The 26,355-nt window shown below is 70.4% G+C and carries 23 protein-coding genes; 11 read left to right on the top strand and 12 right to left on the bottom strand.

Annotated elements, in window-relative coordinates:
- Positions 1 to 103: 103 nt before the first annotated feature.
- Positions 104 to 796 carry a response regulator transcription factor gene (locus tag ACIBG5_RS13520; RefSeq protein ID WP_396391825.1) on the top strand — a complete coding sequence of 231 codons (693 nt, stop codon included), beginning with the start codon at positions 104 to 106 and terminating at the stop codon, positions 794 to 796.
- Positions 793 to 2,064, top strand: a complete 1,272-nt coding sequence (locus ACIBG5_RS13515) for a sensor histidine kinase (RefSeq protein ID WP_396391824.1) — start codon at positions 793 to 795, stop codon at positions 2,062 to 2,064. The genes ACIBG5_RS13520 and ACIBG5_RS13515 overlap by 4 nt, the downstream gene beginning before the upstream one ends.
- On the opposite strand, the gene ACIBG5_RS13510 is transcribed toward ACIBG5_RS13515, so the two are convergent.
- Entirely contained in the window at positions 2,053 to 2,841 is a 789-nt protein-coding gene (locus ACIBG5_RS13510; protein ID WP_396391823.1) for a phosphotransferase enzyme family protein, read from the bottom strand. The genes ACIBG5_RS13515 and ACIBG5_RS13510 overlap by 12 nt on opposite strands.
- 4 nt (positions 2,842 to 2,845) lie before the next feature.
- A complete protein-coding gene (locus ACIBG5_RS13505) occupies positions 2,846 to 3,799 on the bottom strand; it encodes a sugar-binding transcriptional regulator (protein ID WP_396391822.1) in 954 nt (317 codons plus the stop codon).
- A 150-nt stretch (positions 3,800 to 3,949) separates the two neighbouring features.
- On the opposite strand from ACIBG5_RS13505, the gene ACIBG5_RS13500 reads away from it, so the two are divergent.
- The 7 genes from ACIBG5_RS13500 (at position 3,950) to ACIBG5_RS13470 (ending at position 11,520) form a co-directional block, all read left to right on the top strand.
- Positions 3,950 to 5,290, top strand: a complete 1,341-nt coding sequence (locus ACIBG5_RS13500) for an ABC transporter substrate-binding protein (RefSeq protein ID WP_396391820.1) — start codon at positions 3,950 to 3,952, stop codon at positions 5,288 to 5,290.
- A 12-nt stretch (positions 5,291 to 5,302) separates the two neighbouring features.
- Positions 5,303 to 6,265, top strand: coding sequence for a carbohydrate ABC transporter permease (locus ACIBG5_RS13495; RefSeq protein WP_396391819.1), 963 nt, complete (start codon positions 5,303 to 5,305; stop codon positions 6,263 to 6,265).
- 76 nt (positions 6,266 to 6,341) lie between these two features.
- The gene (locus ACIBG5_RS13490; protein ID WP_396391818.1) at positions 6,342 to 7,187 is read left to right on the top strand and encodes a carbohydrate ABC transporter permease; all 846 of its coding nucleotides are present in this window, start codon (positions 6,342 to 6,344) and stop codon (positions 7,185 to 7,187) included.
- Complete coding sequence (locus ACIBG5_RS13485) at positions 7,184 to 8,650, top strand: mannitol dehydrogenase family protein (protein ID WP_396391817.1); 1,467 nt, start codon at positions 7,184 to 7,186, stop codon at positions 8,648 to 8,650. Before ACIBG5_RS13490 ends, ACIBG5_RS13485 begins: the two co-directional genes overlap by 4 nt.
- Before the next feature lie 10 nt (positions 8,651 to 8,660).
- Entirely contained in the window at positions 8,661 to 10,118 is a 1,458-nt protein-coding gene (locus tag ACIBG5_RS13480) for an FGGY family carbohydrate kinase (protein WP_396391816.1), read from the top strand.
- A gap of 46 nt (positions 10,119 to 10,164) precedes the next feature.
- A complete protein-coding gene (locus ACIBG5_RS13475) occupies positions 10,165 to 10,764 on the top strand; it encodes a uridine kinase (RefSeq protein ID WP_396391815.1) in 600 nt (199 codons plus the stop codon).
- 99 nt (positions 10,765 to 10,863) lie between these two features.
- Positions 10,864 to 11,520 (top strand): hypothetical protein, encoded by a 657-nt coding sequence (locus ACIBG5_RS13470; RefSeq protein WP_396391814.1) that lies wholly within the window; start codon positions 10,864 to 10,866, stop codon positions 11,518 to 11,520.
- Between the two features lie 30 nt (positions 11,521 to 11,550).
- Here the strand turns inward: ACIBG5_RS13470 and ACIBG5_RS13465 are convergent, their stop codons facing one another.
- Genes ACIBG5_RS13465 through ACIBG5_RS13420 form a run of 10 tightly spaced genes read right to left on the bottom strand, consistent with a single transcriptional unit; the run spans position 11,551 to position 20,545 of the window.
- Positions 11,551 to 14,370: a BTAD domain-containing putative transcriptional regulator gene (locus ACIBG5_RS13465; RefSeq protein WP_396391812.1), complete on the bottom strand. Its 2,820-nt coding sequence runs from the start codon at positions 14,368 to 14,370 to the stop codon at positions 11,551 to 11,553.
- 9 nt (positions 14,371 to 14,379) lie between these two features.
- On the bottom strand, positions 14,380 to 14,829 hold the full coding sequence (locus ACIBG5_RS13460; protein WP_360438739.1) for a pilus assembly protein TadG-related protein: 450 nt from the start codon (positions 14,827 to 14,829) through the stop codon (positions 14,380 to 14,382).
- On the bottom strand, positions 14,826 to 15,266 hold the full coding sequence (locus ACIBG5_RS13455) for a TadE family protein (RefSeq protein WP_360438742.1): 441 nt from the start codon (positions 15,264 to 15,266) through the stop codon (positions 14,826 to 14,828). The genes ACIBG5_RS13460 and ACIBG5_RS13455 overlap by 4 nt, the downstream gene beginning before the upstream one ends.
- Positions 15,253 to 15,681, bottom strand: a complete 429-nt coding sequence (locus tag ACIBG5_RS13450) for a TadE/TadG family type IV pilus assembly protein (RefSeq protein WP_396391811.1) — start codon at positions 15,679 to 15,681, stop codon at positions 15,253 to 15,255. Before ACIBG5_RS13450 ends, ACIBG5_RS13455 begins: the two co-directional genes overlap by 14 nt.
- A 9-nt stretch (positions 15,682 to 15,690) precedes the next feature.
- A complete protein-coding gene (locus ACIBG5_RS13445) occupies positions 15,691 to 15,900 on the bottom strand; it encodes a hypothetical protein (RefSeq protein WP_396391810.1) in 210 nt (69 codons plus the stop codon).
- A 28-nt stretch (positions 15,901 to 15,928) separates the two neighbouring features.
- Positions 15,929 to 16,846 carry a type II secretion system F family protein gene (locus ACIBG5_RS13440; RefSeq protein ID WP_393393082.1) on the bottom strand — a complete coding sequence of 306 codons (918 nt, stop codon included), beginning with the start codon at positions 16,844 to 16,846 and terminating at the stop codon, positions 15,929 to 15,931.
- Positions 16,843 to 17,727: a type II secretion system F family protein gene (locus tag ACIBG5_RS13435; protein WP_360438754.1), complete on the bottom strand. Its 885-nt coding sequence runs from the start codon at positions 17,725 to 17,727 to the stop codon at positions 16,843 to 16,845. Before ACIBG5_RS13435 ends, ACIBG5_RS13440 begins: the two co-directional genes overlap by 4 nt.
- Entirely contained in the window at positions 17,724 to 19,031 is a 1,308-nt protein-coding gene (locus ACIBG5_RS13430; RefSeq protein WP_360438757.1) for an ATPase, T2SS/T4P/T4SS family, read from the bottom strand. The genes ACIBG5_RS13435 and ACIBG5_RS13430 overlap by 4 nt, the downstream gene beginning before the upstream one ends.
- Positions 19,031 to 19,831 (bottom strand): hypothetical protein, encoded by an 801-nt coding sequence (locus ACIBG5_RS13425; protein WP_360438760.1) that lies wholly within the window; start codon positions 19,829 to 19,831, stop codon positions 19,031 to 19,033. The genes ACIBG5_RS13430 and ACIBG5_RS13425 overlap by 1 nt, the downstream gene beginning before the upstream one ends.
- Positions 19,832 to 20,545, bottom strand: coding sequence for an SAF domain-containing protein (locus tag ACIBG5_RS13420; RefSeq protein WP_396391809.1), 714 nt, complete (start codon positions 20,543 to 20,545; stop codon positions 19,832 to 19,834).
- Between the two features lie 221 nt (positions 20,546 to 20,766).
- Between ACIBG5_RS13420 and ACIBG5_RS13415 the strand changes: the two genes are divergently transcribed.
- Positions 20,767 to 21,708: a hypothetical protein gene (locus ACIBG5_RS13415; protein WP_396391808.1), complete on the top strand. Its 942-nt coding sequence runs from the start codon at positions 20,767 to 20,769 to the stop codon at positions 21,706 to 21,708.
- Positions 21,709 to 21,772: 64 nt separating this feature from the next.
- Positions 21,773 to 26,329: an FtsK/SpoIIIE domain-containing protein gene (locus ACIBG5_RS13410; protein WP_396391807.1), complete on the top strand. Its 4,557-nt coding sequence runs from the start codon at positions 21,773 to 21,775 to the stop codon at positions 26,327 to 26,329.
- The last annotated feature ends 26 nt before the right edge of the window (positions 26,330 to 26,355 follow it).

Here is a 26,355-nt window from a genome sequence, read left to right as displayed (position 1 = left end):
GCCTCCAGACCATCAAAGGAGTGCGAAAACGGCAGGAAAGCGGAGCGAAAGTCCGCCGAAAGAGCAGGCCGGAGGATGCGGGTCATCCGGCTACCTTGGTTGCGTGCGACTACTGGTGGTGGAGGACGAGGAAGGCCTGGTCAGCGCGCTGCGCTCCGGACTCGGCCGGGCCGGCTATGCCGTCGACACGGCGCTGACCGGTGCCGAGGCGACCGAGAAGCTCGCGACCACGGCGTACGACCTGGCGATCCTGGACATCACGCTGCCGGACACCAGCGGCCTCGACCTGTGCCGAGCCGTACGCCGGGGTGACATCGAGGTGGCGTCCGGCCGCGAACTGCGAGTGCTGATGCTGACCGCGCGCGCCTCGCTGGCGGACCGGGTCCGCGGGCTGGACGAAGGCGCGGACGACTACCTGACCAAGCCGTTCGCACTGGTCGAGTTGCTCGCCCGGATCCGTGCGCTGCTGCGCCGCGACGTCACCAACGGCAGCACGCAGCTGCACGTCGGTGGCCTGGTGCTGGACTCCTCCCGCCACCTCGCCACCCGGTCCGGCCGCGAACTCCCGCTGACGTTGAAGGAGTTCGGCGTACTGCGGTATCTGATGTCGCGGCCCGGGCATGTGGTGTCGGCCGAGGAACTGCTCGAGCACGTCTGGGACGAGAACGCGGACCCGTTCACCCAGAGCGTCCGGGTGACGGTCGGAACGCTGCGACGCAAGCTCACCCAGGACGGCGAGGAGCCCGTGCTGGAAACGGTGATCGGCCGGGGCTACCGGCTTCGAGGTGACGCATGAAGATCCCCCGCCCGCTCTGGGCCCAGACGATCCGCTTCCGGCTGACGCTGACGTACTCCGCCGTACTGATCGCGCTCTCCGCACTGCTGCTCGGCGGCGTCTACCTGACCCTGTCGCAGCTCCTGGACCCCAAGCCGCTGGACCAGATCCAGGTCAACAAGGTCTACAAAGATGCCGAGGGCAACCTCAAGCTCAAGCAGGGCCAGGTGATCCAGGCCGCTGAGATCTCCAGCGTCGAGTCGGCGGTGAACTACCAGACCCTGCAGACATTGCGGAACTACTCGGCCGCCGGCATGGGCGTCCTGTTCCTGGTCAGCCTCGGTACCGGCTGGTGGCTGTCCGGCCGGGCGCTGCGGCCGGTACGGCGGATCACCGCGACCGCGCAGGAGATCTCGGCAACCGACCTGTCCCGCCGGATCGCGCTGCGCGGACCGCACGACGAGCTGCGGAACCTGTCCGACACCGTCGACGACATGCTCGGCCGGCTGGAGTCGGCGTTCGTCGCGCAACGGCAACTGGTCGACGACGCATCGCACGAGCTGCGCAATCCGCTCGCGGTGATCCAGGCGAACGTGGACGCGGTTCTCGCGCACGACGACACCCCGCCGGAGGACCGGGCCCAGGCGACCGCGATCGTGAGCCGGGCGATCCAGCGGATGACGCGGCTGGTCGAGGATCTGCTCGCCTCGGCCCGCCGGTCCTCCCCGGCGTTCGTCGACGCGGACGTCGATCTCGCCGCGATCGCGGGCGAGGCGGCTGAGGAGTACGAACTGCTCGCGGCCGATCGCGAGCTTCACGTCGTACGCCGGTTGTCCCCCGGGCCGACCGCGGCCGGGGACGCGTCGGCGCTGCGGCGTGCGGTCGACAACCTGCTCTCGAACGCGGTCCGGCTGGCGCGCGGTGGAAGCGAACTCGTGCTCGCGGTGGGCAGCCGCAACGGCTGGGCCTGGATCGCGGTGCGCGACGAGGGTCCAGGGATCGCGGCGGACGACGCTGATCGCGTCTTCGACCGCTTCTTCCGCGGCGGCCAGCGGCAGCCGCCGGCGACCATCCCCTCGACCGGGCAACGCCGAGCAGGCCTTGGCCTGGCCATCGTCCGCCAGATCGCCGAGTCCCACGGCGGCACTGTTGCCCTCCACTCCGAGCTCGGCATCGGCAGCACGTTCATCATCTGGCTCCCCGAACGCTCCCTCACCAACAGCACCCGCCGTACCCCCACTCCACCCGATGAAGACCCTCTCGGTCCCCGCCCGGGCTCAGGCCAGTAGCGCCTGGTGCAGCGCGTCCGCGTGAGCGGTGAACCAGTGGTTGGTGCGCTGGGTGAGCGCGGCTTCGCCGGTGGTCCAGCGTTGGTGGAACCAGGGGTGACCGGTTTCGGCGCCTCGGCGGACGTAGTCCATGCACCAGACGTGATTGTCGGCGGCCGCCTCGACCAGTCGCAGCCGGTCGGCCTCCGACAGGCCGTAGCTGTCGGCGAACCGGCGGAAACGGGCGAACGTGCGGCCGCGGCGGGCGTCGTGGATGTCGGCGGCCGGGCGCAGCGGCCCCCACAACCGGATCGCGGCGGCCACGTCCCACAATGCCGAGCCAGGACCGGCGAGGTCGAAATCGATCAGCGCGACCGCGACGCCGTCCCGGAACACGATGTTGTCCAGGTTCGGGTCGTTGTGGCTGACGATGTCCTCGACGTACGCCGGAGGCACCGGCTCGGACCAGGTGAAGCCGTCAGGCCGGAAGCCTGCGACCGCCTGGTGGTACTCACGCAGCAACGCGGCGACGCTGTCCAGTGCGGCATCCGTCATCGACCAGGCCGGGTACGGCGGCGTCACCGTCTCACCGGGCAGGTACGACAACACCTCACGCCCCTGCCCGTCGATCCCCAGGATCGTCGGCGCACCCTCGAACCCGACGTCGTCCAGGTGCTGGAGCAGGGCATGGATCGCCTCGCTGTTTCCGCGCAGCGGACGGCGTACGGTGTCGCTGACACGCACCACCAGTCCGCGGTTGGCGGTACCACCGAGCAGGGGGGTCTCGACCTCGACCATCAGGTCAGGTTGTCTCGTCCAGCAGGGCCCTCGCAAGTGGACTGTGTGTCACCAGGCTGTTCACCAGCCCGCTGCGGACCGCGGCGCGCACCGCGCCGACCTTGGCCAGCCCGTACGGGATCGCGATCACCTCGTCGATCGCGTCCATCTGCTCGGCGTTGATCGCGATCACCCGGTCGGTCACCCGGCTCTGCACCGCTACGCCGTCCGCATCGACGAACACCCCGGAGATGTCCGCGACCACGCCGCGCCGGAGCAACTGATCACACGCCTTCTCGTCCATCGCGTCGTACAGCGTGGACTGGTCGGCTGCCCAGGACCCGAGCCCGACCACGGCCTTGGTGACCGAGTCGAAGTGGCTGATCGCCTCAGCGACCTCCGGCTGCTGCCGCAAAGCCCGCGCGGTCGCGGCGTCCGGCACGACCAGCGGTGCATAGAAGAGGTACGCCGCTCCGCCGGACAAACGAGCGGTGTGCCGGACCAGCTCCACCGAGTTCGCCTCGACATCCGGACGTGTCAGCGCACCGGTCAGCTGGACGACGGGCACGGGAGCGAGTGAGGTCAGCTGCTCGGTCATCGCGGTGACCGCCCGCGCCCACGCGAGCCCCAGCACGTCGTCCGCGGTAACGATCTCGGACAGCAGGTCCGCGGCAGCCTTCCCGAGCTGGAGCCGCAGCGCGGCCGGGTCCTCCTCAGGAGTATCCACCACGATCGCGCGGCGCAGCCCGAGGGACTCCTGCAGGCGCGCGGACAGATCGAGGTCGATGGCGCCCGGATGGCTGATCTCGATCCGCACCAGCCCGCTGCTGCGCGCCTGGTCGAGCAGCCGCGCCACCTTGAAGCGGCTCAGCCGGAACTCGTCGGCGATCTCCACCTTGGACCGGCCGTCGACGTAGTACCGCCGCGCGATCGACGCCGTCAGCACGAGCTGTGCCGGACCGCCCGTGATGGGCTCCATAAGGCCTCCCCGCTCATATGAGCACTCCTGCGCACTAGTGTTGCACAGACTCTTGACAGGTCAAGGACGTTCCCGGTTCACTCGTGGTGTGAGCAGACGCGTGCTCAAATGAGCGGATCGAAGGAGCGGCTCGTGCCCGGACGAAGGCTTATGACTGTCGGGGTCGCACTCCTGCTGGGTGCGGTCAGTGGCTGCGCCGGCTGGGGCGGCGGCGCCGGTGGCGGCGGGACCGACAGCATCAACGTGCTGATGGTGAACAACCCGCAGATGGTCGACCTGCAGCAACTCACCGCCGACAACTTCACCAAGGAAACCGGCATCAAGGTGAACTTCACCGTGCTGCCGGAGAACGACGTCCGGGACAAGATCAGCCAGGAGTTCTCCAGCCAGGCCGGTCAGTACGACGTGGCGTCGCTGAGCAACTTCGAGATCCCGATCTACGCCAAGAGCAAGTGGATCGCGCCGCTGTCGGCCTACATCGCCAACGACCCGTCCTTCGACCAGGACGACGTACTGAAGCCGATGACACTGTCACTGTCGGCCGACGACGGCAAGGTGTACGGCGAACCGTTCTACGGCGAGTCGTCGTTCCTGATGTACCGCAAGGACGTGCTGGCCGCCAAGGGCGTCACGATGCCGGCCAAGCCGACCTGGCAGGAGGTCGCCGACATCGCGGCCAAGGTCGACAACGCCCAGCCGGGGATGCGCGGCATCTGCTTGCGCGGCCAGCCGGGCTGGGGCCAGATCTTCGCCCCGCTCACGACCGTGGTGAACACCTTCGGCGGCACCTGGTTCACCCAGGACTGGCAGGCGCAGGTGAACTCACCGGAGTTCACCGAGGCGACCAAGTTCTACGTCGACCTGGTCCGCGCGCACGGTGAACTCGGCGCACCGCAGGCCGGCTTTACCGAGTGCCTGAACAACCTGATCCAGGGCAACGTCGCGATGTGGTACGACGCGACCTCCGCGGCCGGCTCGCTGGAAGCGCCGAACTCGCCGGTGAAGGGCAAGATCGGCTACGTGCCGGCACCGGTCGTGAAGACCGATAGCTCCGGCTGGCTCTACGCGTGGTCGTGGAGCATCCAGGAAGCCAGCAAGAAGAAGGACAACGCCTGGAAGTTCATCTCCTGGGCCTCCGGCAAGGACTACGAGACGCTGGTCGGCGAGAAGCTCGGCTGGTCTCGCGTCCCGGCCGGCAAGCGGGCCTCGACGTACGACAACCCGTCGTACCTGAAGGAGGCCGCGGCGTTCGCGACGCCGACCAAGGAAGCGATCGAGACCGCCGACCCGCGCAACCCGGGCACCCAGCCGCGGCCGGCGATCGGGATCCAGTTCGTCGACATCCCGGAGTTCCCGGACCTCGGCACGCAGGTCAGCCAGGACGTGAGCTCGGCGATCGCCGGGCGGATGAGTGTGGACGAAGCGCTGAAACGCGGGCAGGAGCTCGCCGACGACGTCGCGGAGCGGTATCGCTCCCGCGCTGCGAAGTGAGGGATGGCTGCCATGTCTGTGGATGCGAAGCCTGACACCAAGACCCAGCCCAGCCGGAAGGCTGCGCCGCCCGGGTCCGAGGGCACGATGATGCGCAGGGCCGGCGACTGGGCCCGGCGTGCACCGCTGATGCCGGCGCTGGTGTTCATGATCATCGTGACCCAGCTGCCGTTCGTGGTCACGATCATCGTGTCCTTCATGGACTGGAACGCCTATTACCCCGACGAGCGCGGGTTCGCCGGCATCGACAACTTCCGCCGGGTGCTGACCGACGCGAACACCCGGCACGCGATCTGGGTGACGGTCATGCTCACGGCCGGCGTCGTCCTGCTCAGCCTGGTCCTCGGGTTGCTGATCGCGCTGCTGCTGGACCGGAAGTTCCGCGGCCGGGGTGCGGTCCGGACGATGATGATCACGCCGTTCCTGGTCGTACCGGTCGCGGCCGCCCTGCTGTGGAAGCACGCGCTCTACAACCCGACGTACGGTCTGTTCAACGGCGTGCTGAAGTGGATCTTCGGTGACAACGCGCCGCAGCCGGACTGGATCAGCAACCAGCCGCTGTGGTCGATCATCTTCGCGCTGGTCTGGCAGTGGACACCGTTCATGATGCTGATCCTGCTGGCCGGCCTGCAGAGCCGTCCGCTCGACGTGATCGAGGCGGCCGGCATCGACGGCGCGAACCAGTGGGAGATCTTCCGGTACATGACGCTGCCGCACCTGCGGCAGTACCTGGAACTGTCCGCGCTGCTCGGCTCGATCTACGTCGTGCAGAACTTCGACGCCGTCTTCACCATCACGTCGGGTGGCCTCGGGACGGCGAACCTGCCGTACACGATCTACCAGACCTTCTACACCGCCCACGACTACGGCCGGGCCTCGGCCGCGGGCGTGATCGTGGTGATCGGCACGATCATCATCGCGACCCTCGCGCTGCGGTCGGTGTCCACGCTGTTCCGAGAGGAGACGGGTCGATGAAGGAGCGAAGCGAGTTCACAATCAAGCACAGCGTGGTTTGTGCCTCGTCGGCGCCCGGAGCGAAGCGAGGACGTCGATGAGTTCGCAGGTGACGATCGTGACCGGCCGGAAGAACCGGGGTGGTGGATTCGTCCTGGGCGGGGTGGCCTGGATCGTCGGCATCCTGTTCGTGCTGCCGGTGCTGTGGATGCTGCTGACGTCGTTCCACTCCGAGGAGGACGCGGCCAAGAACCCGCCGGACATCGGCGCGCCGCTCACGCTGGACGGCTACCGGGCGTTCTTCGACTCCGGGCCGTGGCCGTCGATCGCGAACTCGCTGACCGCGAGCATCCTGTCCACCGCGCTGGTCCTCCTGCTCGCGTTCCCGGCGGCGTACGCGCTGTCGATCCGGCCGGTGAAGAAGTGGACCGACGTACTGTTCTTCTTCCTGTCCACCAAGATGCTGCCGGTGGTGGCCGGCCTGCTGCCGATCTACCTGTTCGCGCAGTCGGTCAACTTCCTGGACAACATCTGGCTGCTGATCATCCTCTACACCTCGATGAACCTGCCGATCGCGGTCTGGATGCTGCGCAGCTTCCTGTCCGAGGTACCGGTGGAGATCCTCGAGGCGGCCTCGGTCGACGGTGCGTCGCTGAGCCGGACGCTGCGGTCGGTGGTCGCACCGGTGGTGACACCGGGGATCGCGTCGGCCGCGCTGATCTGCTTCATCTTCAGCTGGAACGAGTTGCTGTTCGCCCGGGTGCTGACCGGCACAGTGGCGCAGACGGCTCCGGTGTTCTTGACTGGGTTCGTGACCAGCCAAGGATTGTTCCTCGCCAAAGTCTGTGCCGCGTCCCTCGTGGTGTCGTTGCCGGTGCTGATCGCCGGGTTCGCCGCCCAGGACAAGCTCGTCCAGGGTCTGTCGCTGGGGGCGGTCAAGTGACGGCACTGACCCTCACCGCGTTGGATGCTCTGGGCAACGACGTCGCCACACCGGGCTACGACCGTACGGCGGTGCGGCCAGGCATCGTGCACTTCGGCGTCGGCGGCTTCCACCGGGCCCACCAGGCGATGTACCTGGACCGGCTGATGAACGACGGGAAGGCCCTCGACTGGGGCATCGTCGGCGTCGGCGTCCTTCCCCAGGACCGGAGGATGTACGACGTCCTGTCCGCGCAGGACCACCTGTACACGTTGGTGATCAAGCACCCGGACGGGACGCTCGAGCCGCGGGTGATCGGGTCGGTCGTCGGCTACCTGTTCGCGCCGGACGACCCGTCCGCCGTACTGGACCGGCTCGTCGATCCGGCGACGCGGATCGTGTCGCTGACGATCACCGAGGGCGGCTACAACGTGAACCAGGTGACCGGCGAACTGGACACCTCCGACCCCGCGCTGGCCGCGGACCTGGAGCCGGGCGCGACGCCGGCGAGCGTGTTCGGGTTCATCGTCGAGGCGCTGGCGCGCCGGCGAGCGGCCGGCGTGCCGCCGTTCACGGTGATGTCGTGCGACAACATCCCGGGCAACGGTCATGTCGCCCGCAAGATGCTGGCAGCGTTCGCCCGGCTCAAGGATCCGTCGGTCGCGGAGTTCCTGGAGACCGAGGTGCGGTTCCCGAACTGCATGGTCGACCGGATCACGCCGGTGACCACGGATGCCGACCGGGCCGCGCTGGCCGAGAGGTTCGGGATCGAGGACGGCTGGCCGGTGGTGTGCGAGCCGTTCACGCAGTGGGTGCTCGAGGACGACTTCGGTGGCGACCGGCCGCCGTACGACGATGTCGGCGTACAGATCGTGGGTGACGTCGAGCCGTACGAGCTGATGAAGTTGCGACTGCTGAACGCGAGTCACCAGGCGCTGTGCTACCTCGGCTACCTGGCCGGCTACCGGTACGCGCACGAGGTGTGCCAGGACAAGCTGTTCGTCGACTTCCTGCTCCGCTACATGGACGACGAGGGGACGCCGACGCTGCCGCCGGTGCCCGGGGTCGACCTGGACCGGTACAAGCACCAGTTGATCGAGCGGTTCGCGAACCCCGAGGTCCGCGACACCCTGGCCCGCTTGTGCGCGGAGAGCTCGGACCGGATCCCGAAGTGGCTGCTGCCGGTCGTCCGCGAACAACTCGCGGCCGGGCGGAGCATCACGCGGTCGGTGCTGGTGGTCGCGTCGTGGGCGCGGTACGCCGAGGGCGCCGACGAGCAGGGCGAACCGATCGAGGTGGTGGACCGGCTGCGCGACAAGCTGGTCGAGCGGGCACAGCACAACCGCGAGGTCCCGCTGGTGTTCATCTCGGACCCGGATCTGTTCGGTGACCTGGCGTCGAACGACGCGTTCGTGACGCAGTACACCGCCGCCCTGAAGTCGCTGCACGAGATCGGCGCCCGCGCCACTCTCGAAGCCCTCTAGTCTGGACGTCATGACTGAGTCGAGGCTGGTTGCGGGTGTGGACTGCTCCACCCAGGCGACCAAGGTCGTCGTGTGCGATGCAGCGACCGGCGCCGTACTGCGGGAAGGCCGGGCACCGCACCCGGACGGGACCCAGGTTGATCCGGCCGAGTGGTGGAAGGCCTGGGAGATCGCGTCGGACGGGCTGCTCGACGGAGTGGAGGCGATCTCGGTCGGCGGCCAGCAACACGGCATGGTGCTGCTGAACGAGGCCGGCGAGGTCGTCCACCCGGCGGTGCTGTGGAACGACACCAGCTCCGCGGACGCGACCATCGAGCTCGTCGAGGAGCTCGGTGGGCCGGGTGCGTGGGCCGAAGCGGTCGGGTCGGTCCCGGTGCCTTCGTTCACCGTCACCAAGCTGCGGTGGGTGCGGGATGCCGACGCAACTGCTCCCGGCGACGCGACACGGCGCGAGGCGCTGGCCCGTGCGGCCGCAGTCGTGCTGCCGCATGACTGGATGACGCATCGGCTGGCGGCCGATCGGCATGGCATCGACGGCATCACCACCGACCGCGGTGACGCCTCTGGCACCGGCTGGTGGTCGCCCGCGACGAACAGCTACCGGCCGGACCTGGTCGAGCTCGCCTTCGGCCGCTCGCTGAAGCTCCCGCGGGTGGCCGGTCCGGCGGAGATCGTGGGCCACACCGCGTCCGGCGCCGTACTGGCCGCCGGCACGGGCGACAACGCAGCAGCCGCGCTCGGCCTCGACCTCCAGCCCGGTGACGTCGCCGTGTCCCTCGGCACCAGCGGTACGGCGTTCGCCCGCTCGACCCACCCGACCGCCGACCCGACCGCTCTGGTAGCCGGCTTCGCGGACGCCACCGGCGAGTACCTGCCGCTCGTATGCACGCTGAACGCCGCCCGCGTCCTGTCCGCGACCGCCGAACTGCTCAGCCTGGACCTGGACGCCTTCAATGAGGCCGCGCTGACGTCGTCCGGCAGCAACGGCCTCGTCCTGCTGCCGTTCCTGGACGGCGAGCGTACGCCGGACCTCCCACACTCCACCGGGCTGATCTACGGCCTCACCCGCGCCACCGCCCAGCCCGCGACCATGGCCCGCGCCGCGGTCGAAGGCCTGCTGTGTGGCCTGGCCGACGCTGTCGACGCCCTCCGCGCTCAGGGCCTCCCGGTCCACCGTGTGCTCCTGCTCGGCGGCGCCGCCCGGTCCCGCGCGGTCCAGGCACTGGCGCCTGCGCTCCTGGGCGCCGAGGTGATCCTCCCGGAGCCTGCCGAGTACGTCGCCTTGGGTGCTGCCCGGCAAGCGGCCTGGGCACTGTCCGGTGCCGATGCCCCGCCGACCTGGCAGGTCCCGGTCGGCAAGCCCGAGCCGTCGGTGATGTCCGACGCCGACGCAGCGCAGGTCCGCGCCCTCTACGGCCAGGTCCTGACCAACACCGTCCCGCTGCTGTCCACGCCGTACAACCGGTAGCTCCCCGCCCCGGGGGGCTGACCGGGGTGTAGCGGAGAATGTGGCGGTGAGTTCGCGTGTGGTGTTGCTGGCCGGGCCTTCCGGAGCAGGGAAGTCGCGGCTGGCCGAACTGGTCGGGCTGCCGGTGGTCCGGCTCGACGACTTCTATCGCGACGGCGACGACGAGGCGATGCCGCGCTCCCCGCTGGGGATCGTGGACTGGGACGACCCCCGCTCGTGGGACGGCGACCGCGCGATCGCAGCCCTCGAGCAGTTGTGTACGACGGGCTCGGCCGAACTGCCGATCTACGACATCGCCGCGGACGGCACGGTCGGTCACCGGCCGGTCAGCACGAAGGGTTCGCCGCTGATCATTGCCGAAGGCATCTTCGCCGACCAGATCACCGGCCGGCTGCGTGATCGCGGCCTACTGGCCGCTGCCATCTGCCTGCGGCACCACCGGCTCGTCACCTTCGCCCGGCGGTTCCAGCGCGATCTGCGCGAACATCGCAAGCCGCCGTTCACCCTTCTCCGCCGCGGTCTGCTGCTGCTCCGCGACGATCCCCAGGTGGTCCGCCGCTGCATCGACGCCGGCTGCGAACCCCTGCACCCGAAGGCCGCCCGGCGCCGGATCGAGACGTTGCTCACCGAGTCGCGATCCCTCTGATTTGCAAGGCGTTCGCCATCCGTTCACCTGGCTCTGATGACATCTGGCCCGGAGACCTTCTGAAGCTCTCGGGGGCGAGAAGCCGGACGGAGAAACACCGTGACGCGGACTGCGCCAAGCGTTGCCGCTGTAGTGACCGCACTCCTGCTGGGGGTGACCGGCTGCGGGAACGACGCCGGAGCCACGGTCGGCACCGTGCAGACCCCGGCCGCGAAGTCCTCGGGTGCCGCGGTGCAGAAGGCGCCGAAGAGCGCTCTGGCCGGGCTGGTCGTCCTACCCCGCGGATATGTCGCCGATCCGCGCAGTGCTGCCGGGCCGTTCACCGCGACCACGTTCCTGTCCAACTGGTCCGCCGTACCCGCTGTCGATCGTGCGCTGCTGCTCAACGCCGGCTTCGCCGACGGCTACCGCGCGTCCCGGGTCAGCGCGGACAAGAAGAAGCAGTTCACCGTGCAACTGTTCAAGGCGGCCTCAGCAGCCAAGGCGGAGACCTTGCAGCAGGGCTTCTGGGACCAGGACACCCACGAGCACTCGTTCGGTGTCCCGGGCGCGCTGAGCGACGCCAAGGTCCAGTACGACGGCGGAACCGGGCAGTCCGAGGCGATCGCGGAGGTGAGCTTCGTGGTGAACACCCTGGTCGTCCAGCTCAGCGTCCGCCAGGCCAGTGCCCTGGGCACCGATCCCGAGCCCGACACCGCCCTGCTCAAGGCCATCGCCAGAGAACAACGGGCCCGCCTCACCACCAGCAACAGCTGACCGCCGGCCCGGATCGGGCCGGCGTACTCGTCAGCCGGCGTGGCGGGAGCGCGGAGCCGTTGCGGGCAGGATGTCCTCGATGAGGGCCTCGGTCTCGGGGCTGAGGACCAGGCCGTACCGCTGGATGCGGTCGCCGAGTGCCTCGACGATCCGCTCGGCCGCCGCCGTACCGCCGTACCGGAACTCGGCGGTCAGGAGGTCGCGCCACAGCAGGTCGGAGCTTTCGGCGAGGCGCAGACCGGCCTGTACGGCGCTCACGGCACCCGCCGGGTCGTCCGCGTTCATCGCCAGCTCCCACAGCCGGTGCGAGGCGTCGACGACGACGTCCGGCACCAGCCGCTCGAGATGCACCCGGGCGATCCACGAGTAGCCGCCGCGGGGACGGTCGCTGAGGAAAGCGCCACGCACCAGATGCAGGCCGCGACGCAGCAGCTCGCGCTCGTCCCGGACAGTCTGGGCGGTCCGGCTGCGTCGGGCCAGCTCGGTGAGGCAGTCCCAGTCGACAGCGACCTCCGGACCCAGCGCGAGCCGGCCCGAGGCGTCCTGGCGCAGGTGGTGACCGCCGACGGTGTCGGTACCCAGCCACTGGCGCACCCGCTCCACGGCACCGTCCCGAACCTCGGGCGTGACCCCACGCGGCCAGACCGAGGCGCCGAGCACGCTCGGGTGCACGCCGCCGGGGTGCAGGGCCAGGAACGCCACGATCTCGGTGGCGAGCGGGACCCGCTCCGCCTCCAGCCGGTTGGGCGCCCGGACGTCCAGCGGTCCGAGGACGCCGATCCGCACGGTTGCGGTCGACCAGCTCGAGTCGTCGCCGGTCCGGCCGCTGCCGGGAAGCCGGACCCGGCTCGACCCGGTCGGCGTCGGGGTCGGAGTCCGCGCGGCACCCAGCAGCTCGGTGAGGGAGTCGACGGTCGGCTCGGACAGCCGGCTGGCCGACAGCGTCAGGCCGAGCGCGGGGATGCGCAACGTGCCCGACTCGTCCACCCGCAGCTGCCACCGCGCGCCCGGCACAGCACCGGCGACCATCAGGCCGAACCCGGCCCGCGTCCGCGCCGCCAGCGCGCCCAGCCGGTTCGCGGTGTCCTCGCGGGGCGGTGCACCGAGTACGACGTACTGCGGGGCAGCGTCGGCCGAGCGGTTGACCCGGCCGGCCAGCACCTCGGTCTCCACCGTGCCCCGCTCGAGGTCCGGGATGACCGCTTCGATGTCGTCCACCACCCGCAGGCGCTCGCCGAGCACGTCCTCGATCGCCTCCGGCAGACCGGAGGTCGTCACGCGCAGCATGTCGGTCCACGGGTTGGTCGCCAGCTGGACCGCGACCGACGTGGCGACCTCACGGGCCACCACCGGGTCACCTTCCAGGCTCAGCGCACCGCTGGCCGCCTCGAGGTCGACCAGGACGTCGCGGTCGTACTCGTCCCGGCCCAGGCAGACCAGAGCGGGGAACGGCGCGGGGCCGGACCGGTCGGTCGGAATGTCGGTCCCGGAGATCCGCCAGCGCCGGCCGTTGTCGATGTCCTGCCACGGCGCGGGCGGGTTGCCCTGAGCCGGAGCCAGCAGCAGCTCCACGCCGTCGTCGTCAACCAGCGCACCGAACAGTGGCGGCAACGGCTGACCGGCCGCCTCGCACTGCCGCACCAGCGCCCGCATCACGCGGTCGAGTGCGTCGGAGCGCTCGGGGTCGGCACCGACCCGCAGCGCCACCTCGGCTGTGGTGGCCGTTGCCTCCGGATCACGTCCGCGCCGCCGGTACCGCTCGATCAGCAGCAGGCCGAGCAGTCCGGCGCCGACCAGTCCGCCGCCGAGCAGGTCGGCGGGCAGCCGCCAGCGCGCGTCCTCCTGCGCGTCGCCGGCGTGGACCGCGTGGTGGTCCCCGGCAGTCGTCGTACCGGCTTCCTCGCCTTGCTGAATCGTCGGAGTCTGCGCCCCCTGCTGGACCGTCGAACCGGACTCTGTCGTGGTGGTGTTGCCGGGCTGCTCGGTGTGCGTCGTCACCGTGGCCGGCGGCGTCGCGGTCTCCAGCGGCACCCGGCTGACGCCGACGGCGTCCTCGGGCATGATCAGGTCCCACCCCGGCATGATCAGCCGGGCCAGGTGCAGGTTACTGCCGTCGGGCTGGACCCGCTCCTTGTTGAGCTCGTAGATCTCCTTGTACCGGCGGCCGTCACCGAGGTGCTTCTCGGCGATGTCCCAGAGGCTGTCGTGGTGGTGCCCGACCGGTGCCTTGACCGTGTAGACCTTCTTGCCGGCCAGCGGATTGTTCTGGTTCGTCGCCGTCGTCGTGGTCGGAGCTCCACCGAAGCGGTTGTGGTCGACCTGCGCGTTCTCCTCCGGCGCGGGCTGCTGCTGCGTCGTCGCGCTGATGGTGACCTGAGACTTGTTCTCCGTCGGCCCACTGGAACCGTGCCCGGTCGCCGCCGCGGCCTGGCCGGCCGCGATACCGGTCAGCAACAGGGCGCTGACGAGGATGCGTGCGAGTCGCTGGCTGCCGCCGCCGAGCGGGACTGCCACCGGGACACCACGGCCACGGACGGCACTGGCCATCTCGGCGATCACGCACACGACGAAGTGCAACCACGCGATCCACACGACGGCGCGCAGCACCGTCAGCAGTGCGTCCACACCGATCGGTGCGGTCAGGTCCTCGCGGCTCGGCCAGCCCGACGGCAACGGCGGCGGGCCGGTCAGGACCCACAGGGCCAGCGGTACGCCGATCACGAGAAGCAGGAGTGCGAGCGCGGCGAGCGCGGTCTGGCCCGCCGAACGCGGTTCCGGCGGCCGCTGCTGGTGGAAGCGCGACGGGTCCGGTGGGCTCGCGACGAATCGGCCGGCCTTCTGCTGAGTCATGGGTGTCTCCTAGCCGATTCCGGTCTCGGGCTCGGCGACAGCGGTGCCGTGCACATCGAACTTGTTGATACCGACCAGACCGAGGATCGCGGTGTCGACGGTGGTGTCGGCGGATACGGTCACCTGGTTCCCGTTCACGGTGACCCGGATGTTGGTGTAGCCGCGCCCGGCGAGGAAGTTGGTGGCCACCGCGCGCGCCTGGCCGGAGTCGACCACCAGCTCGCCGCGGTCGCGCAGTGCGGGCACGTCGATCGCGTTGGCGCCGGCGCGGGCGGCCTGTTCGGCGTCGTCGGTCAGCCGGCTGCGCTGGTTCAGGGCCAGGCCGCCGTCGACGACCAGCCCGGCGCCGACCAGCAGGACGGCGGCGAAGCCGAGCATGAAGACGGTGGCGGATCCACGCTCACCACGCGCCCGCCCGCGGGCGGCGGCGTGGCGGAGCCGCCGGAGCAGCCTGTTCATCCGGTCCTCCGGTACAGATCGATCGGGGCCGAGCTCTCGATCGTGACCGACTTCGACCCGGGCAGCCCGATCAGGCCCAGGCCGTCGTACGAGACCTGGCAGGTGATGCTGACCGTGATGGTCCCGCCGGACACGAAGTTCCCGCTCAGGGTGGCGTTCTGGCACTGGCCGACGTCCTGCAGCTGGGCGTCGGCGGTGTCGACGGCGGTGGCCCGGGCGGCTGCCTCCGTCCGCTCCAGGCTGGCGGCGCGGACCGCGTCCCGGCTGGCCGCCTCGATGTCGCCGCGGACCGCGACGTACCGGCCGCCGGCCACGACGAGCATCATGAAGGCCATCATCACCGGCGCGAGCAGCACGATCTCCACCGCCATCGAACCGCGATCGGTCCGGCGACGGCGGCGACGACCGGAGACACGGCTCAGGTCAGTTGTCCGCACGGAACTCCTCCAGTGGGCCTTGCACGACCTGGGTGACGGTCGGTGGATCGAGGAACGGCGTGATCTTCTGCGCGTGCCCGGTGACCTCGACCCGCACCTGATCGGTGCCGACCGGTGTCACGGTCACCTGCACGTCCTCCAGGATTCCCTGGCCGATGTGGTCGGTGTAGGCGCGGCCGGCGGCCTCCGCCTTGCCCCGGTCGAGCGAGGTCCGGGCCACCCGGGCCGCCTCCCGCGCCGCGGCCGAGGCCGCCTGGTTGCCCAGGTAGATCAGCGAGAACTGGATGGTCAGGAAGATCGCCAGCATCAGGATCGGCGCGTACAGAACGAGCTCGACGCTGCTCGCGCCGCGCTCGTCCCGCCGTGTACGGGTGCACCTGCCCCGGATCGCCCGGGCCCACCGCCGAACCGTCATCGCCGTCGGTCAGCCCAGGTCCAGGCTGTCGGCCTTTTTGGTCAGCTTGTCCAGGATGATCTTTCCGACCGCCAGCGCGACACCGATGAGCAGCGCCGAGATCAGCACCCACTCGAGCGCCGACGCACCACCCTCGAGCCGGCGGGCACGCTGGATGCGCGCGGCGATCAGCACCCGCATGAACATGACGGTCGGGTTGTTGGGGTTGAGCATCATCATTTTCCCTCCTCGGGACCGGTGGGACGGTTCACAGTCCGACCACCCGGGCAACAGCTGGATACGTCAGGAAGAGCAGGAAGCCGACACACAGCAACATCTGGGCCATCAACATGGACTGGGACCGCGCCTGGGCACGGCCTTCGGTGTCGGCCAGCTCGCGCCGGCGCATCGACACCGCACGGGCGACCAGCGAGTCCCGCACCTTGGCGCCGTCCTCGGCGACCAGGGCGAGGGCGGCCGACAGGTCACGCAGTTCGTCGATCGCGAGTTCGTCGCCGAGCTCGCCGAGCGCCGCCCACGGGGTGACCCCCTGCAGCCTGGCGGTCTCCAACGTGTCCCGGATCCGGACGAACGCCCAGCCGTCGCTGATCCCGGACGCCGACGACAACGCCTCCGGCACACCGCGGCCACCGGCCAGGTTCATCGCGACCAGGTCCAGGAAGGCACTGACCACATGGCGGAAGTCGCGGCGCCGGTCCGCAGCCTTGGTCCGCAGCTGCAGCGTCGGCAGGATGGCACCGACCACCGCACCGACGATCCCGAGCCAGATCGGCACGAAGCCCGGCAGCCCGGCGCCGACGATGCTCAGCGGAACCAGCATCACCGTCGGCGCGACGAAACCCACCACGGCGCCGACCAGGCTGGTGGCCAGATGCGTCTCCAGCGACCGGCCGGCGATGCCCAGGTCGGCCGAGAGCGACACCGGCACCCGGATGCCCCGCGCCTCGAGCGCGCGGCGCATGCCAGAACCCAGCCGCCGCATCCGCAGCGACTCCTCCTGGTGCCGCCGATCGGCTGTGAGGCTGACCTCGTTGCGGTAGCGGCGCATGTCCGCGTCGAGCTGCAACAGACCGGCCGCACCGCTGGGCGCGGAGTTGCCGACCAGACGGATCAGGACCAGCACTCCGAGTCCGGCCAGAGCGCCGCCGAGCATGACGAGCGTCATCCGCGACCACCTCCGTCCGGCACCCGGTCCCGCGCATGCAGGAAGCGTTGCGGGGTCTCGAAGCTGGCCAGCCGGCGCAGCCACAGGAAGCCGACCGCGAACAGCCCGAGGATCATCATCAGCACGAGCTGACCCAGTGCGGTCGAGTACGGCTCGACGTACTTGCGGTTGAACAGGGACAGGCCGAGCACGAACGCCACGGTCACGACCATGACGATCTGGACGCTGCGCCGAGTACTACGGCGGCCGGCGTTGACCCGCTGCCGCATCTCGACAGCCGCACGGGCCGATTCCGACAACGAGCTCAGTACGTCGCGCAGGCCCGGGCCACGCAGACGCGCGTTCAAGATCAGCGCGGCGACGATGAGGTCGACACTGGAGTCGTTCATCTCGTCGGCGAACCTTTGCAACGCCTGCGGGAGTGGCACACGCACCCTGAGACGATCCGCGAGCGCGGTCAGTTCCGTCTGGATCGCGGGAGATGCCGCGTACGCCGTCGCCGGGATCGCCTGCTCGAGGCCGACCGCGCCGGCCACAGTGTCACGCAGGGACTCCGTCCAGGCCGCGAGCCCCTCCAGTCGGGCGATCGCCTTCGATTCCGCCGCCGCGCCACCGAACAGGGCCGGCCAGGCGAAGGCCAGTGCTCCGGTCGCCGCGGCCGCGACGGGCCACTGGGTCAGCAACAGCACCAGCAGCGCCGCACCGACAGCGACCGGGAGCCGTGTGCCCGCGGTCCGCAGATGGGTGACGATCGACGACGGCCCCCGCATCACCTCGGGTCCGGCCTGCGGGATCAGCGCCCAGACGAGCATCAGGATCGCGCCGCCGACGACCGCGCCCAGCAGCACGATCAGCATCAGGTCCAATGACGGGACGGTCACGAGGCCCACCCGGCCGGAGCGCTCGCTTGGTACCCGGCCGCCTGGAGCTCGGCCAGGCAGCTGATCGGCGCGGCCGGCTGGACCAGGCCGTCAGGCCCCGCCTGGAAGATCTCGCTGGACAGCACCCGGCCGTCCACACCGTTGACCTCGCGGACCGAGGTGATGATCCGGCGCAGCCCGCCACCGGAGGAGAAGTCGTTGCGTCGTTCAACGAACACGACGAAGTCGATCGCGCCCGCGATCAGCATCATGGTGGCGTCGGCCGGCAGCCGCTCGGCCGACTGGATCGCGTAGGTGCAGATGCGGTTGAACACCTCGAGCGACGAGTTCGCGTGGATGGTCGACAGCGAGCCGTCGTTGCCCTGGCTCATCGCGTTCAGCATGGTGACGATCTCGTCGCCGAGCACCTCACCGACGATCACCCGGCTGGGGTTCATCCGCAGCGACCGGCGGACCAGCTCGGCCATCACGATGGCGCCCTGGCCCTCGCTGTTCGGCAGGCGCTCCTCGGTCGCCAGCACGTTCGGGTGCAGGTCCTCGAACTCGCCGAGGCCCAGCTCCAGCGAACGCTCGACCGTGATGAGGCGCTCGTCCGGCGGGATCTCGTTGGCCAGCGCCCGCAGCAGCGTCGTCTTCCCGGCGTTCGTGGCGCCCGCGATCATGATGTTCTTGCGGGCCGCGACGGCCGCGGACAGGAACGACGCCAGGTCCGGCGTCATCGTGCCGTACTCGATCAGCATCTCCAGCGACACCCGGCTCAGCCGGGCGCGACGGATCGAGACCGACGGGCGGGGGCAGACACCCATCAGCGCCGACAGCCGGCTGCCGTCGGGCAGCCGCAGGTCGAGCTGCGGGTTGGCCGAGTCGAACGGCCGGCTGGCAAGGCCGGAGTACGCCGCCAGCGTCTGGATCAGCTCGACCAGCTCGTCGTCGGACTCGGCGACCGGGTCGCCCAGCTCCTCGCGGCCGTCGGCGAACCCGATGAAGACCCGGTCACAGCCGTTGATGTCGATGTTCTCCACCATCGGGTCGTCGAGCAGCGGCTGCAGCCGGCCGACGCCGAACAGTGCGGCATGGATGCCGTCGGCAAGGTCGTGCTCCTCGGCCGCTCCCGGTGGGGTCCGGCCGGCGGCGATCTCGGCCCGGGCGTGCGTCTCCATCACCCGGCCGACGACCGCCCGGGCGAACTGGCGCTCGTCCTCCGCGGACATCTGTGGCAGGCCGTTGGCGGCGTCCTCCCGGCGTTGCCTGGCCAGGACCTCGGCGACCTCTTCACGGAGGCGGCGTACCAGCGACTGGTCCATCAGGCGACACCCCATTCCGCGTTCTGTGGCGTCGGCGCCGGGCGGCCGAGCCGGTGCAGCCGCTCGGCCACCTCGGCAGCCGACCGCACGAGCAGCGACTTGCGGGCCCGGTGGCCGTCGCCCAGCCGGATGGCCTCGGCGGCCTTCTCGTCCTCGGCGATGATGCCCAGCACGGAGACCGGCAACCGCGAGCGCTCCAGGATCGACTGCACGTCGCCGGTCACCCGGCCGTCCCGGTACGACGCGACCAGCGCGACGCCCACCGGGACTGCCTCGTACTGACCGAACTGGAGTACGTCGGCGAAGCTGTGCAGCCGCTCCCGCAGATGCGCGAGCCCCTCGACCGTCGGACGGGCCACCATCAGTACGGCGTCCGCGTTCTGCAGCACCGGCACGGTCGCGGAGCCTGGCATCAATCGGCCGCAGTCCGCGATCACGTCGCGGCCCTCGGGGTCCGAGCGCAGCAGGCGGGCCAGGTGCAGCCACGCCGGGCCGAGGCCTTGCACCTGGCTCGGCGACGTCACACCGGTCAGCACTTGCAGGCCGCCAGAGACGCGCTGGACATGGTCGGTCAGCAGCGCCTCGCCGCTACCCCGGCGGACGCCGGCGCCCAGCGACAGCAGTCCCCGATCCGGGTCGAGCGGCGCGCCGGCCTCGTCCCGATACCGCAGGGCGACATCGCCTCCGGCCGGGTCGAGGTCCGCCAGCACCGGCTCCACCGGCCAAGCGCCGGCCAGGACCACGGACGTCGTAGTAACCCCTGGCGAGCCCTTCGCCGAGGCGATGACGTACAAGCCCATCTACTTGTCTCCCAGTGACGAGCCGCTCTTCAGCAGCGCGACCGCGATCCGGTTGTTGCCTGAGGCATCGGTAATGGCTTTGACGTCGGCCCGGTCGACCAGCATCGTCGCGGTCTGCGCGTCGGCGGTGTCCTTGCCCAGGCCACTGCCCTCGTCGGCGGATTGCGGCGAGTCCAGGACGACGGCATCGCCCAGCTCGGCCGGCGGGGTGTTGCCCTGGCCGATCCTGATCAGCTGGACCTCGTCGCCGGGCAGCAGTCCGGTGGCCGGCACCCGGCCGTCGAGCAGGACGACGCCGACCGCGGCCTTGTCGTCCGCGATCGGGGAGGACTTGGTGGTCTGCAGGCCGTCGAGCAACTGGCCCTTGACCAGGTTGACCTTGGCGTACCTGCCGAGGATCTTGTCGACGTCGTCGGCCGGGATCAGGTTCAGGTTGTCACCGGACACCCGGGTCTGGGCCAGGTCCTCCTTGGTGATCTTCGACCCGACGCTGACGTCGCGCGCCACCTGCACCACCGCGACCCGCTCGTCCATCCGGACCGCGAGCACACCGGCGATCAGCGCGCCGCCGACGATCAGCAGAGCCGCGAGCGCGGCGAGGGTCGGCCGGCGCCGTTTCGACGCGGTCGGCAGTCTTCCGCCCGGAGTACGGTTCGAGGCTCGGTTGGCACGCTGGCGCTGCCGGTCGACCATCTCGGTGCCGGTGGTGGACATCTGCCCTACTTCCTTCTGGATCCTTCACGGGCCGTTCCGGCACCGGATTCGGCGCTTAGCCCTCGTCTGGCAGCCTCTGACCCTACCGCCTGTCCGGGGTCATCTCGCACCGGACCCGGAGTCCGAAACCGGGCACCCTCAGCACCCGTGATCTTACTCTCCGTCATCGCTTTCCGGGGGTCATCCGGGCGGTGGACCCGCGCGATGGTCGAATGGCCGGTATGGCGGATCGCATGGACGAACGCATCGCGGCGGGCCGCTCTGCCCGCGCGGAGCTGCAGCCGCTGAGCGAGACGATCCACCGGTTGCAGCGCCGGATGGACGGCCTGTACGCCGAGACCAGGCACTGGGACAAGAAGGTTGCCCACGGCTACGACCAGTTGGACCGGCTGGAGCGGCGGACCGGATCCTGGCTCGGATCGCTGTTCGGCCGCGGCCAGGAACAGCAACTCGACGCCCTCCGCGCGGAGCTCTACGAGGCCGAGGACCGGTACGACGACGCCCGCCGCCGGTTCGAGGAGACCCGCACCGAACTGGACGACGCACGAGACCGGCACGACGACCTGCAGTTGGTCGCCGACGACTACGCGGCCGCGCTGGACGACAAGGAATCCGGCCTGCTCACGGCCGGGGACGACACCGCCGACCGCCTGCGGGTGATCGCCACCGAGCTCGAGGACCTCGCCGTCCGGCTGCGCGAGACCGACGACCTGCTCACCAGCGTCGGCGGGTCGGATCGCGCCCTGGACACCCTCGAGTTCCTGGTGGGCCGGGCGATGCCGGCGGCCGCCGGCGACCTGGCGGGCGGCGGCATCCTGGCCGGCAAGGCGAAGTTCGACGAGTTGCAGGCCGTCGACAGCGCCGCGGCGTACGCCGACCGCTGCCTGTCCAAGCTGAGCGACGAGCTCCGGACGTACGGCGAACGCCGGCCACTGCGGTCCGGGCTGCCGCTGGATGCCGGCGCTCGGCTGCTCGACGTCTGGCTGGACCGCCCTGGTCACGACATGAGGGCGTTCGTCCTCGTACTGCAGACGCGCAAGCAGATCCCCCGCACCCGGGACGTGGTCCGCCAAGTGGCTGACGACCTCGCCGTCCGCCGTACCGAGATCCTCGCCGAGACCGAGGCGCTCACCGCCGAACGGACCGCCCTGCTGTCCGGCTGAACCCGCGCCCCCTGCACGGTCCTAGACTGCGGAGGTTCGAGAGGCCGATGAGGGAGCCCTGACAGTGCTGCTGTTCCTGACCGCCGTAGACGCCCGGACCGGTGTGGCCCGGGATCTCACCATCGACGCCGAGGACGACACCACCATCGGCGACCTGGCGGGAGCCCTGGCGCCGGACGGCCGCCCGCCGGCCGGTTCCGACGACGGTTCGATCCGGCTGCTCAGCAGCGCCCCGAGCGCCAACGGCTTCGACGCCTCCCGTCCGCCCTTGTTCCTGCGCGGCCGGCAACTGCCGGACAACGGTCTGCTGAAGGCATCCCCGGTCCGGCATGGTGCGGTCATCGGCATCGGCGCTCCGGTGGCCGACCCCGGCGTCGAGCCGAGCGGCATCGTCGACCTGTGCTGCACCGGCGGGTACGGCGCCGGCCTGGTGCACCGGCTCAGCGTCGGCTCGTACGTCCTCGGAATGGATCACTCGGCCCTGCCGCTGGTCGAGGACTCCCCCGAAGTGGCCGCGTACCTGGAGGTCGGCGTCGACGGTCGGGTCATGATCCGGCCTGGCATGGAAGAGCTCGGCACCGTCCCGGCGCCGGACCGCCGGGTCCCGCTGGACGGTCCGATCATCGTCGGTGACCAGCTCCCGCCTCCGCCCAAGAAGCGCTGGTGGCAGCGCAAGAAGCAGGCGATGGAGCGGCTCAGCACGTCCCGCGACACCATCAGCCCACAGGACGCGCTGCCCTATCTGCGGATCGACCGCGAGCCGGTCACCGGGGAGGTCGAGTGGGAGCCGGGCAGCGTGCTCGGCATCGGCCACCAGTACTTCGAGCTGTCGCCGGTGACCACTCCGGACGCGTCGCTGGTCCCGACCGCGGAGGGCGCGACGATGGACTTCAGCCGTCCGCCCCGGCTGCTGCCGGAGGAGCGGAAGACCGAGTTCTCGTTGCCCGGTGTGCCGCATCGCCCGGACAAGATGCCGATCCCGTTCCTCATCGTGATCGCGCCGGTGTTCATGAGCGGGGCGACGTACCTGATCACGCATTCGACGTACACGCTGATGTTCGCGGCGATCTCCCCGCTGATGATGATCGCGAACTTCACCAGCTCCCGGCGGATGCAGAAGGTCCAGTACACCCGCCAGCTGGCCGAGTACCACGAGCAGCTCCGCCGGGTGGAGCAGGACGCGTTCGACAGCCTGCTGGACGAACGCTCCTCCCGCCGGCACAACTGGCCGGATCCCGCCGCGCTGCTGCTGTTCGCCAACGGACCCCGGGCCCGGCTGTGGGAACGCCGGCCGCAGGACCCGGACTGGTTGGTGGTCCGGGTCGGCACCGCCGACGTGCCCAGCGCGGTGACCGTGAAGGACTCGTCGCGGATGCAGCACGAGGGTCCGTTGCGCTGGACCGCTCCCGACGTACCGGCTGTGCTGCCGCTGGCGAAGGCCGGAGTCGTGGGCATCGCCGGACCGCCGGAGCTGCGGCAGACCGTGGCGCAGTCGATCCTGCTCCAGCTCGCCACCCTGCACAGCCCGGCGAACCTGCGGATGGCTGTCATCACGTACGGCGCCAACCGGGACGCGTGGTCGTGGACGCCCTGGCTGCCGCACCTGCGCCGCCGCGACGCCGGGGTCGCCGTCGCCTCCGTCGCCACCGACGCCGAGACGGCATCGCGCCGCGTCAACGAACTGCTCGCCGAGATCGACCAGCGGCGTGAGCTCGAGGAGCAGCAGGTCCCGCTCCCCGACCAGATCGTCGTCGTACTCGACGGCGCGAACGAACTGCGGCGCAACAGCGGCGTGGTCACCCTGCTCCGGCAGGGTCCGCGGTACGGCATCTTCGCGATCTGTCTCGACGAGGACCAGCGGCAGCTCCCCGAAGAGTGCCGTGCGCTCGTCATCGGCACGCAGTACGGCGTGAGCCTGGCGACCACCCAGGAGGCGACTGTCGAGGCGATCCAGCCCGACCTGGTGCCGGCCAGCTGGTGCGACCGGCTGGCGCGGGCGCTCGCGCCGGTGCGGGACGCCACCGCCGACGGCGCCGCGTCGTCGCTGCCGGACTCGTCGCGGCTGCTCGACGTACTGCGTCTGAACGACCCGACCGGGGACGACATCGCGCAGCGGTGGAAGAGCGGCGGCCGCACCACCCGAGCCGTGGTCGGTGAAGGTGTGGAGGGCACGTTCAGCCTCGACATCCGCACCGACGGTCCGCACGGTCTGGTCGCCGGTACCACCGGTTCCGGTAAGTCCGAGCTGCTCCAGACCATCATCGCTTCGCTTGCCGTCGGCAACCGTCCGGACGAGTTCACCTTCGTCCTGGTGGACTACAAGGGTGGTGCGGCGTTCAAGGACTGCAAGCTGCTGCCGCACACCGTCGGTATGGTCACCGACCTCGACGGCCACCTGACGACGCGCGCGCTGGAGTCGCTCGGCGCCGAGCTGCGCCGCCGGGAGCATCAGCTCGCGGACGCCGACGCCAAGGACATCGACGACTACCTGGCGGCCAAGGAGGACGGCGACGCCCCGATGCCGCGGCTGCTGCTGGTCATCGACGAGTTCGCGGCCATGGTCCAGGAGCTGCCCGACTTCGTCGACGGTCTCGTCGACATCGCCCGCCGGGGCCGGTCGCTCGGCGTACACCTGATCCTGGCCACGCAGCGTCCGTCCGGCGTCGTCTCGGCCGAGATCAAGTCGAACACCAACCTGCGGATCGCGCTGCGGGTCACCGACCAGCAGGACTCGTCCGACGTCATCGACGCCTCCGACGCGGCGCACATCTCCAAGTCGACACCGGGCCGCGCGCTGGCCCGTCTCGGCCACTCCTCCCTGATCCCGTTCCAGTCCGCCCGCGTCGGTGGCCGGCCGCGGGGAGTGCAGGTCCGCAGCGACGTCGCCGTACGCCCGTTCGACGCCGACTCAGCGGCGCGGAACCAGGCCGTCCAGGTGGTCGAGGACGAGGACGACATCACCACGCCGACCGACCTGACCAGCCTGGTCCGGGCGATCGACGCTGCCACCGCACAGATGGCCATCCCGCCGATCCCCTCGCCGTGGCTGCCGGCGCTGGAGGAGCAGCTCACGCTCGACGACCTCAGCCTGCCGGAGCGGAAGACCGGCGTGGTGCCGCCGCTGCCGATCGGCCTCGCCGACATCCCGCACCAGCAGGCCCAGGCCACCGAGGTGTGGGACCTCGGCAAGTCGGGCCACCTGGTGATCGCGGGAGCCGGCCGGATGGGCCGCTCGACCGCGCTGCGCTGCATCGCCGGTGCGATCGGCCGGTTCTGTGACCCGCGCGACGTCCACCTGTACGGCATCGACGCCGGCAACGGCGCGCTGCTGCCGATGCTGTCGCTGCCGCACACCGGAGCCGTTGTCCAGCGCAACCAGGTGGACCGGATGTACCGCCTGATGAACCTGCTCAACTCCGAGGTGACCCGCCGCCAGCAACTGCTGGCCCAGCAGGGTTTCGCGGACATCACCGAGCAGCGCGCGGCCGTGCCGGAGGACGATCGGCTGCCGTACCTGGTGGTGCTGCTGGACCGCCTCGAAGGCTTCACCGCGGCGTACGAGTCCGTCGACGGCGGCACGATGATCGACCTGCTCATCTCGGTCCTGCAGGAGGGTGCCGGCGTCGGCATTCGCGTGGTCCTGGGGACCGACCGGAGCGGTGTCCTGGGCCGGGTCTCCGCGCTCGTCGAGGACCGGCTGATGCTGCGGATGCCCGAGGCCGGGGACTTCTCCGCGATCGGCATGCGCAGTCGCGACGTACCGACCTCGATGCCGCCGGGGCGCGCGTTCCGCGGTGGCGAGCGGCCGCGAGAGGTCCAGATCGCCTTGCTGACCGAGGATCCGACCGGTGTCGCGCAGGTCGGTGCGTTGCAGGACATCGGCCGGAACGCGGCCGAGCTGGCCGGCGAGATCCCACTCCCTCTGAAACCGCGCCGCGTCGACGAGCTGCCCCTGAGCATCACCACCGCCCAGGCGATGGAGCTGTCCACCAGCCAGCCGGCGCAGAGCCAGATCTCCGTCGGCGTGGGCGGCGACACGCTGACGCTGCTCAGGTACGACGCCCTCCAGGACGGCGCCGGGTTCCTGATCAGCGGACCGCCCCGATCCGGCAAGAGCACGGCCGTGGAGTTCATGCTGCGGGAGGCGGACGCCAAGGGCTGGCGGACCCTGATCATCACCCCCCGGCTGTCGCCCCTGCGCAACTTCAAGGGCCGCAAGACCCGGGGACAGTTCCACGCGGACGCCTCCGTCGGCGACCTCGAGGACGCGTTGCGGTCCCTCGGCCCCCGCCATCTGGTCGTCTTCGACGACTTCGACGTCCTCGGCCCGGATCACGCCATCAGCACGGCCGTCGCGACGCACTACCAGACCCTCCGCGACTCCGGCAGTTCCGTGATCGTGGCCTGCGGCATCGACGAGGTCGGCGGCTACTACCGCGGACTGACCGCGGACATCCGCAAGGGCCGGACCGGCCTGCTGCTGGCGCCGCGATCGTCCAGCGACGGTGAGATCCTCAACGTCAGGCTGCCGCGATCGGCGACCGCCAGCCTTCCGATCGGCCGCGGTGTGTTCGCACGGCCGGGCGGCTGGAGCTGGGCGCAGGTGCCGATCGAGGGCTGACCTGCGAGAACCCGGCGATCTGACCC

This window comes from Kribbella sp. NPDC050241 (assembly GCF_044459685.1).
Classification (GTDB): Bacteria; Actinomycetota; Actinomycetes; order Propionibacteriales; family Kribbellaceae; genus Kribbella.
This window is presented reverse-complemented; position numbering and strand designations above follow the sequence as displayed.

Excerpts from the sequence above, each read along its gene's own strand:
- ACIBG5_RS13450 (WP_396391811.1), bottom strand. The coding sequence starts at position 15,681 with ATGACGGTTCGGCGGTGGGCCCGGGCGATCCGGGGCAGGTGCACCCGT.
- ACIBG5_RS13440 (WP_393393082.1), bottom strand. The coding sequence starts at position 16,846 with ATGACGCTCGTCATGCTCGGCGGCGCTCTGGCCGGACTCGGAGTGCTG.
- ACIBG5_RS13415 (WP_396391808.1), top strand. The coding sequence starts at position 20,767 with ATGGCGGATCGCATGGACGAACGCATCGCGGCGGGCCGCTCTGCCCGC.
- ACIBG5_RS13480 (WP_396391816.1), top strand. The coding sequence starts at position 8,661 with ATGACTGAGTCGAGGCTGGTTGCGGGTGTGGACTGCTCCACCCAGGCG.
- ACIBG5_RS13420 (WP_396391809.1), bottom strand. The coding sequence starts at position 20,545 with ATGTCCACCACCGGCACCGAGATGGTCGACCGGCAGCGCCAGCGTGCC.
- ACIBG5_RS13460 (WP_360438739.1), bottom strand. The coding sequence starts at position 14,829 with ATGAACAGGCTGCTCCGGCGGCTCCGCCACGCCGCCGCCCGCGGGCGG.
- ACIBG5_RS13510 (WP_396391823.1), bottom strand. The coding sequence starts at position 2,841 with ATGGTCGAGGTCGAGACCCCCCTGCTCGGTGGTACCGCCAACCGCGGA.
- ACIBG5_RS13445 (WP_396391810.1), bottom strand. The coding sequence starts at position 15,900 with ATGATGATGCTCAACCCCAACAACCCGACCGTCATGTTCATGCGGGTG.
- ACIBG5_RS13495 (WP_396391819.1), top strand. The coding sequence starts at position 5,303 with ATGTCTGTGGATGCGAAGCCTGACACCAAGACCCAGCCCAGCCGGAAG.
- ACIBG5_RS13515 (WP_396391824.1), top strand. The coding sequence starts at position 793 with ATGAAGATCCCCCGCCCGCTCTGGGCCCAGACGATCCGCTTCCGGCTG.
- ACIBG5_RS13500 (WP_396391820.1), top strand. The coding sequence starts at position 3,950 with ATGACTGTCGGGGTCGCACTCCTGCTGGGTGCGGTCAGTGGCTGCGCC.
- ACIBG5_RS13505 (WP_396391822.1), bottom strand. The coding sequence starts at position 3,799 with ATGGAGCCCATCACGGGCGGTCCGGCACAGCTCGTGCTGACGGCGTCG.
- ACIBG5_RS13425 (WP_360438760.1), bottom strand. The coding sequence starts at position 19,831 with ATGGGCTTGTACGTCATCGCCTCGGCGAAGGGCTCGCCAGGGGTTACT.
- ACIBG5_RS13465 (WP_396391812.1), bottom strand. The coding sequence starts at position 14,370 with ATGACTCAGCAGAAGGCCGGCCGATTCGTCGCGAGCCCACCGGACCCG.
- ACIBG5_RS13490 (WP_396391818.1), top strand. The coding sequence starts at position 6,342 with ATGAGTTCGCAGGTGACGATCGTGACCGGCCGGAAGAACCGGGGTGGT.
- ACIBG5_RS13430 (WP_360438757.1), bottom strand. The coding sequence starts at position 19,031 with ATGGACCAGTCGCTGGTACGCCGCCTCCGTGAAGAGGTCGCCGAGGTC.